The 7940-nt window shown below is 50.8% G+C and carries 10 protein-coding genes and 1 tRNA gene; 4 read left to right on the forward strand and 7 right to left on the reverse strand.

Annotated elements, in window-relative coordinates:
• Positions 1–446: peptidylprolyl isomerase (locus EA392_00640; protein TVR42156.1), on the reverse strand; the 446-nt coding region annotated here is incomplete at its 3' end.
• 86 nt (positions 447–532) lie between these two features.
• Between EA392_00640 and EA392_00645 the strand changes: the two genes are divergently transcribed.
• Positions 533–934, forward strand: coding sequence for a hypothetical protein (locus EA392_00645; GenBank protein TVR42147.1), 402 nt, complete (start codon positions 533–535; stop codon positions 932–934).
• On the opposite strand, the gene EA392_00650 is transcribed toward EA392_00645, so the two are convergent.
• Positions 919–1257 carry a hypothetical protein gene (locus EA392_00650; GenBank protein ID TVR42148.1) on the reverse strand — a complete coding sequence of 113 codons (339 nt, stop codon included), beginning with the start codon at positions 1255–1257 and terminating at the stop codon, positions 919–921. The two genes, EA392_00645 and EA392_00650, sit on opposite strands and share 16 nt — an antisense overlap.
• Before the next feature lie 104 nt (positions 1258–1361).
• Here EA392_00650 and EA392_00655 point away from each other — a divergent pair, with 104 nt between their 5' ends.
• Positions 1362–1895, forward strand: a complete 534-nt coding sequence (locus tag EA392_00655; GenBank protein ID TVR42149.1) for a CvpA family protein — start codon at positions 1362–1364, stop codon at positions 1893–1895.
• 34 nt (positions 1896–1929) lie between these two features.
• Here the strand turns inward: EA392_00655 and EA392_00660 are convergent.
• Positions 1930–2005: transfer RNA gene (locus EA392_00660), tRNA-Gln, on the reverse strand.
• A 135-nt stretch (positions 2006–2140) separates the two neighbouring features.
• On the opposite strand from EA392_00660, the gene EA392_00665 reads away from it, so the two are divergent.
• Both EA392_00665 and EA392_00670 read left to right on the forward strand, forming a co-directional pair.
• Positions 2141–5677 carry a DUF2723 domain-containing protein gene (locus EA392_00665; protein ID TVR42150.1) on the forward strand — a complete coding sequence of 1179 codons (3537 nt, stop codon included), beginning with the start codon at positions 2141–2143 and terminating at the stop codon, positions 5675–5677.
• A 3-nt stretch (positions 5678–5680) separates the two neighbouring features.
• On the forward strand, positions 5681–6319 hold the full coding sequence (locus EA392_00670) for a polysaccharide deacetylase family protein (GenBank protein ID TVR42151.1): 639 nt from the start codon (positions 5681–5683) through the stop codon (positions 6317–6319).
• A 5-nt stretch (positions 6320–6324) separates the two neighbouring features.
• Here EA392_00670 and trxA read toward each other — a convergent pair whose 3' ends face one another.
• From trxA to EA392_00690, 4 genes are all read right to left on the reverse strand, one after another.
• The gene (gene trxA / locus EA392_00675) at positions 6325–6624 is read right to left on the reverse strand and encodes a thioredoxin (protein TVR42152.1); all 300 of its coding nucleotides are present in this window, start codon (positions 6622–6624) and stop codon (positions 6325–6327) included.
• Between the two features lie 13 nt (positions 6625–6637).
• On the reverse strand, positions 6638–7207 hold the full coding sequence (locus EA392_00680; GenBank protein TVR42153.1) for a DUF3365 domain-containing protein: 570 nt from the start codon (positions 7205–7207) through the stop codon (positions 6638–6640).
• The gene (locus tag EA392_00685; protein ID TVR42154.1) at positions 7204–7686 is read right to left on the reverse strand and encodes a rhodanese-like domain-containing protein; all 483 of its coding nucleotides are present in this window, start codon (positions 7684–7686) and stop codon (positions 7204–7206) included. The genes EA392_00680 and EA392_00685 overlap by 4 nt, the downstream gene beginning before the upstream one ends.
• 69 nt (positions 7687–7755) lie before the next feature.
• Positions 7756–7940: type IX secretion system membrane protein PorP/SprF (locus tag EA392_00690; GenBank protein ID TVR42155.1), on the reverse strand; the 185-nt coding region annotated here is incomplete at its 5' end.

Here is a 7940-nt window from a genome sequence, read left to right on the forward strand (position 1 = left end):
GGTGTTTCGCGACCTTGTACAATGTAGAACTGGCAACCCGATGATTCTTTGGCGGGGTTCACCTGATCCGACTGGCGGGCAGCGGCCAGTGCACCTTTTTTGTGGTACCGGCCTGGCACAATTTCGGCGGGAACACGGTAGTCCATACCCCCGGTACCCAGCGCTGCCCCGTCCGGTGCGTTTTTCGAGTCGGGGTCACCTCCCTGTATCATAAAACCACTGATTACACGATGAAAAAGCAGTCCGTCGTAAAAACCTTCCCCAACCAGCTTCAGAAAATTATCTCTGTGCTGCGGGGTGTCGTCGTACAACTTCACAATCATATCACCGTAATCTGTACGAATGATCACTCGCTTCTCGTCCTGACCATCCTGGGCCATGATGTAAGGTGAAACGAGCATGGCAAGGACCATGAAAGCCGGAAGAAGTAATCGTTGGAATGTCATCATGTCAATTTTTGCTAAATTTGTCTGCTTCTGTTGGGGCGGTTTAGGCCCAAATTGCGGAGCGAAATTAAGAAATATCGCATAGTATGAAAAAGCTGATTCGGATCACCGGTTTGCTGATAGTGGCAGGCTTAGTGGCTGTGGGCACAGAGTCTTGCTACAAAAAGAAAGACACCATTGCCGAGGTATATGTGCGCAATGCTTCAGGTGCTCCCATACCCGGAGCCAGGGTTCGTTTGTTTGGAGAAAGCTCGCTGCAAGATCAGCAAGCAGGAGAGATCATTCTGGACGACACCCGTTTTACCGATGGAGACGGACGCGCCGTTTTTGATTATTCAGGCTATTTCAAAGCCGGGCAAGCCGGTTTCGCTGTACTTTCGGTAGAGATTTCAAAGCAACTCCCTCCACCCGATGAGGATCTTTTCCTGAAGACTATCATGAAGATAGAGCCGGAAGTAACCAACGTAGAGATTTACGTGCTGGAGTAGTCAAAGTACTCCACAATAGCGCGTTTCATCAATAACTCCTGCTCTTTCGAATCCAGATTGGGCAGGTTTTCTTTTTTGCGGTAGTGAGGCCAGCCGTCGTCATCCATTCCGGTGAACTCATAATGCCCGTATGGTTCCAGCAATCGACACACGGCAATGTGCAGTACGTGTAACTTTTCGTCTTTAGTGAATTTGCGGAACCCTTGACCCAACTCCTGCACGCCGATCAGAAAAAGGATGGCATCGAGGTCAAGGTCAGGTCCGAAATGTTGGGCCAGTTGTGAGGTAACTTCTCTCCATTTTTGTTCGAAAGCAAAATCCATGGTGCAAAGTTACAACCTGCCCACCGAAGGCAATTCACCTTGCAGGTTGAAAAACTTTTGAATGCGTTGGTCGAGAGGGCAGCTCTACCTCCCTACATTTGGGCATGAGCTATATAGATCTTCTGATTCTTGTGCCCCTGCTTTGGGGCGCTGTGCGAGGTTTTATGAAAGGTTTCATTGTGTCTGTAGGCTCTTTGGTGGCGCTTGCTCTGGGGATCTACGGCGCCATTGTGTTTTCGGATCAATTGGGCCTGTACCTGCAACGCGAACACGGTATGGAAGGCCCTTTTATGCCGGTGGTAGCCTTCAGCCTTGTGTTTCTTGCCATTGTAGTGGGCGTGTACTTTTTGGCGCGAATTATTCAGAAAACCGTTGAGATGGCAGCCCTGGGCCTGGTGAACAAACTGGCCGGCTCATTATTTGGGATCATGAAGGCCGTGCTGATTTGCAGCGTGGTGATTTTGCTGCTCGAAAAAATTCACTTTTACGTGCCTTTTCTGCCCGAAGAGCAAATCCAAAACTCGTTTGTCTATCAACCTGTAGCCGATGTAATGCAGGTGTACTTTCCGCGTGTGGCCGAGAGCGAGGCCTTCAAAACGCTTATCAAAGCCGAGTTTCTGGAGGAGGCTTTACCTTAAAAAAAAACCTCCACAGCTTGCGGAGGTTTTAACATTGTTGCCCGACCAGGGCTCGAACCTGGACTCTTCTGAACCAAAATCAGACGTGTTGCCAGTTACACCATCGGGCAGTGAAGCAGTAGGCTTCGATTTTGACGCGGCAAAGTTAACACTTTTTGTTTTGCTCCAAACAGCATGAAACCACTTCACAGAAAAATCGCTCTGATTTTAATTTCTATTTTCGCAGTCGTTAATCAAATAGCCCCATGAATTACAAGTTGCTCAACAACGTAACCGGATGGGTGGTGTTTGCCATCGCAACCTTTGTGTACGTCAGCACCATTGAACCCACAGCCAGTTTCTGGGATTGTGGTGAGTTCATCGCCACAGCTTACAAACTGCAGGTGGGCCACCCTCCGGGGGCACCGCTTTTTATGATGCTTGGCCGCATCTTTACGCTATTCACCGGGCCTGAACTGGCTGCGGCGGCCGTCAATATCATGTCGGCATTGTCCAGTTCATTTACCATCCTCTTCCTGTTCTGGACCATCACCGCATTTGGCCGCAAACTCGGCCATTTGAATGGTGAGCTGGACGGTGGCAAAATCATCGCCATACTTGGCAGCGGTGTGGTAGGAGCGTTGGCCTACACCTTCTCTGACTCTTTCTGGTTTTCTGCGGTGGAAGGTGAAGTGTACGCCATGTCATCGCTGTTCACGGCCATCGTTTTCTGGGCCATCCTCAAATGGGAGGCTCTGGAAGATCGCAACCACGAAATGCGCTGGCTGGTTTTCATCGCCTACATGATGGGGCTCAGCATTGGGGTTCACCTGCTGAACCTGCTTACCATTCCGGCCATCGGTTTGGTTTACTACTTCAAAAAATACAAGCCCTCACCCAAAGGCACCATTGTGGCATTGGGTATTTCAGTGTTGGTATTGGGTGTTATTCAAGCCCTTATCATTCCCGGTGTGGTAAAAATGGCGGGGGCCTACGAGGTGTTTTTTACGAACATGGCGGGCATGCCTTTCAATACGGGCTCTCTTTATTTTGCACTGCTTATTGTTGGCTTTATTGCGCTCAACCTGCTCCACTCAAGATCTCCACAACCCCGCTGGGCCATTGCAATTTACGCCATTCTTGGTCTGGCCTTGCTCCCTGTGATTATCGGACCATACCTGTCGATGGGAACCAAGGTGATGGTAGCGTTGCTCTTTGGCGCCATTGCTTTTGCCGTTAGCCGGGTTAAATCGCCCAATGTGGTGCTCAACACGGCCATTCTGAGCTTTATGGTTATTCTTATCGGTTACAGCACCTTTGCCATGATTGTGATTCGCTCTTCGGCCAACCCGCCCATGGATGAGAACAACCCCGAAAACGTTTTTACACTTCTGGCCTACCTGAACCGCGAGCAATATGGCGACCGCCCGCTGCTTTACGGGCCTTATTACAACGCACCGCTCGATTTATCGGACCCAAAAAGCGATGGCAAGCCCGTCTGGATGAAGGCTTTTGTAATTAAAGACGGCGACAAGCGGGTGACCACCTTCAACAATGAGTGGGAGGCCCAGCAACACCTCATCAACAACCCCGATAAGAGCCATCATCTGGAGCGGAAGTACATCATATCCGACCCCCGAACCAATTCCGAGTACAACTACAACCCTGCTTTCAAGGGCGTTTTTCCTCGGATGTACAGCTCTCAGGCGCACCACGTTCCTGAGTACGAAAAGTGGTCGGATATGAAAGGAACCCCCATTCGGGCTCGTGGCAACGACGGCCAGATGCAAGTGATCTACAAGCCCACCTTCATGGAAAACATGCGGTTCTTTTTCCGATACCAGGTGGACTGGATGTACTGGCGATACTTCATGTGGAACTTCGGCGGACGCCAAAACGACGTTCAAGGCCATGGGAACATCACCGATGGCAACTGGCTGAGTGGGGTAAAAATGATTGACGAGCAACGCCTCGGTAACCGCGACTACCTGCCCGAGAGCATGACCGAAAACAAAGCATACAACCGCTTTTACCTGCTTCCATTTATTCTGGGTCTCATCGGCTTATTTTACCAGTTGAGCCGCAGCCGCACCGATTGGCTGGTGGTCATGATGCTCTTTTTACTCACCGGTTTGGCCATTGTGGTGTACCTTAACCAGTACCCCATGCAGCCACGCGAACGTGATTACGCCTACGCAGGATCTTTCTACGCCTTTGCCATTTGGATAGGCCTTGGTGTGTATGCCCTTTATGACGCGGCCCGAAGTATAACTACGCGCGAACTGCAGAAAGCAGCCATGATTACCTTTGGAACCGGTGCGGTGCTCTACGTTTTTGAACTGGTTGGAAGCGGAAATCACAGCTTCTCTTTCAGCCTGTTTTACATGGGACTGGTTGCATTCGGAGCACTCATGCTGCTGCATTTTGCCGGCAAAGCACTCAAAAACGGAAGCATGCTGGCCGTCATTGCAGGTTTGATTGCCTTGCCTGCGCCGCTCATTATGGCCGCTGAAGGCTGGGACGATCACAACCGATCAAGCCGTTACACCGGTAGGGATTTTGCGATTAACTACCTGGAAACCTGTGAGCCCAACGCCATCTTATTTACCAATGGCGATAACGACACTTTCCCGCTTTGGTATGCCCAGGAAGTAGAAGGCATTCGCACCGATGTGCGGGTGTGTAACCTCAGCCTTTTGAACACAGACTGGTACATTGACCAAATGAAGCGCAAGGTGTATGAGTCTGATCCATTGCCCATCTCCATTCCGGAAGAGAAGTACCGACAGGGTACGCGCGATGTGGTGTACCTGGAAGATTCTCGCAACCCGAAAGGCATTTTCGTAGATGCCCGCAAGGCGGTTGACTTTGCTCTAGAGGATAAGAATGTACTCAAAATTGGTGGTGGTGAGGCCCTGCATTACATGCCCACCAAAACATTCTCGCTGGGCGTAGACTCCGCAAGCGTGATTGAGCTTGGTGTGGTTGACACCTCTCTTGCGGATCAGATTGTACCTGCCCTTGAATGGCGCGTAAACAAAAGCTATATTCTCAAGAATCAGTTTATCATGTTGGATATGCTTGCCACCAATCAATGGAAGCGCCCCATGTACTACGCCATTACCACCGGCCCCGACAGCTACCTCAATCTTCAGCGCTACTTCCAGCTCGAAGGATTGGCTTTCCGATTGGTGCCCATATTCGCGCCGAAAAGCCCCAACCCTAACCTCACGGGAAGAATTCACACCGAGCGCATGTACGATGCCATGATGAACAAATTCAAGTGGGGCGGCATGGACAGCGAAGACGAAATCTACCTCGACGAGAACAACATGCGCATGATTACCAACCTGCGTTTGCAGTTTAGCAACCTCGCCGAAGAGTTGATTCGCGAGGGCAAGGAAGACATGGCGCGCGAGGTGCTATTTAAGTGCCTGGAAGTAATGCCCGAACACAACGTGCCCTACAACCAGGTTATGGTGCCGCTTACTGAATCGCTGTACAAACTCAACGAGGACGAGAGAGCCAACGCCATTTCACAACGCCTGTTCGACATTTTTGAAGACAATATGCGCTATTATGCCAGTCTGTCGCCCGAACACGCACGCTCTCTGCAACGCGATATCCAAACCAGCATGTATGTGATGCAGCGGGTAGATTTGATGGTCAACTCACTCTACAAGCAAGAGGGTGATTGGGTAGAGAACATCAGCGACCGCTATGATGAAATGGACGAGGTGTATCGCCTTACCATGGAGGCTATAGAAGCCACTAAACGAAGATCAGCACGGGGAAGTTTTTAAGGCATGTACTTCAAAAAGACACCGGATTTCCTGAAGCCGATTTACAAGGATTTGATTTGGGACATTCCCACCTCAAACAAGGAAGTGTTCATCACCTTTGACGACGGCCCCGTGGCTCCGGCAACCCATGATGCGCTCGACATTCTGAAAGAGCACAACGCCCTGGCAACCTTTTTCTGCATCGGCGACAATGTTCAGCGCAACCCGGAAATTTTTGAGCGCATCCTCAAGGAGGGGCACCGCGTGGGCAACCACAGCCTCAATCACCTCAACGGATGGAAGTACAACGATTTCTCGTATGTAAAAAACGTGCTCGAGGCAGCACAACGCGTTCCATCACGTCTGTTTCGGCCCCCGTATGGCAAAATCAAGCGCTCACAGGCCGCAGCCCTCAAAAAACGCTTTGCGGTGATTATGTGGGATGTTATCAGCGGCGATTTTGACCACAAGATATCAAAAGAGCAGTGCGTGGAAAACGTTATGTCCAACGTTGAGCCGGGGTCTATCGTGGTCTTTCACGACAGCCACAAAGCGTGGGAAAAAATGACCTATGCCCTGCCCATCGTACTTACAAAACTTCGGGAAGCAGGCTACAGCTTCGGGCTGATTCCGGAAGATATTCAGCCCGCAACCGACCGGTAAACGGCTTATGCGCTGTGCTGCTCGATAACCCCCTGAAGGGTTTGAATAGGCATGGCTCCTGACTGGCGCCACACTACTTTGCCGTCCTTGAACAGCAAAAAGGTGGGTACTCCCTGTACCTGGTAGGCCTGTGCTGCCTGGGGGTTCTTGTCCACATCTACCTTGAGGATTTTTACCCGCTCACCCATTTTGCCGGCGAGCTGCTGTAGCACCGGAGCCATCATCTGGCATGGGCCACACCATTCTGCGTAGAAGTCAACCAATACCGGAGTTGATCCGTTAATGAGTTCCTGAAAACTTGCCATGATTTCTTATGAATTAGTTGAAATACACTGCCCACATGCCTCTTAGGTCGCCCTCGGCAAAGCCTACCGCTTCGTCATCGGGGTAATAATGCCGTATGATAGAATCCGTCTCAAACGAAAAGCTTTCAACCGCACCGTGGCAGGCCTGGCAAAATGCCTGAAGCATGATGGGGTGATAGTACGCGTATTGACCGTCTTCAAGGGCAACCAACTCAGGAGCAGGCTCGGCAGAAGCGCCCATTCGGAGTAAGGCTGTTCTTTCATTGTCAGTGGGGCGGTTTTGCGGATTGCGAACACGCAGCGCGGTACGTTTAACTTCCACGCCATACCGGGCCGCCAGCGAATCTGTAATGGGCAGAGCTTTTACGTTGCAGTATGATACTGCACCTGCTATTCCGCCCTCACCCATGCTTTGCTGCACGGCACCAATCAGGGCTTTGCCGGTGGCCATTACCACCTCCTTGCCTTTTTCCTTGAGTGCTGCCTCATCCACTATTGCAGATGATGAAGGTGCGTCGCCCTCGCATGCCCAAAACATGGACGTTACCAGGGCCAGAACTACATATGTGGTTTGCTTCATCATTGTATAGGATATCCTTTGGCCTTCCAGCCGGTAATTCCACCTTTCAGGTTGTACACCTTTTTAAAACCGCGATCTGCGAGCATTTTGGCCGCGTCGCTGCTTCGTCCACCTGACCGGCAATACACATACACGGTTGTTTCAGGGTCCAGCGAACCCAGGCAATCTGTGAACTCCGCACGGTGGTAGTCGCACTTCGCGGGGTCGCCTATCACACCATCCCTCATTTCGCCTTCGGTACGCACATCGAGCACCAGACCAGGAGAACTTTCCAATAGCATGATCATTTGATCTGCATCCACATCTTCATAGGTGTTTCGTTGCTGCTGCTCAGACGCAGCTTTCACTTTATCGTCGTTTGAAGTCGGTGTTTCAGCCGAGCCGCAAGCCATCATACCAAAGGCAAGCCAACTCATCATCAGGTATTTCATTGTAATCATTTTTGTGTGGTTTAACATCGCATCCAAGCCGTTATCGAACATAGTCGTTGGTTTGATGCCTTGATTTGACACAAAGTTAGCGATTCGCAAAGGATGGCTCTGTAACCCATGCTACTCTGCCCCGGCGGGAACATCCGTGGGCGGACGCTTCACGTGCCTGTTCAGGCGAATACCTACCATGAACTCATGAGATCCGGAGGAATAGTTTTGCAGGTTGTTGGTGAGAATGTCGTAACCGTAGCCGAAGAACAGGAAATCCTTGTGCGTGTATCCGAACACCGGCGTAAACGAATCAC

The sequence above is a fragment of the Cryomorphaceae bacterium genome (assembly GCA_007695365.1).
Taxonomy (GTDB): domain Bacteria; phylum Bacteroidota; class Bacteroidia; order Flavobacteriales_D; family SKUL01; genus SKUL01.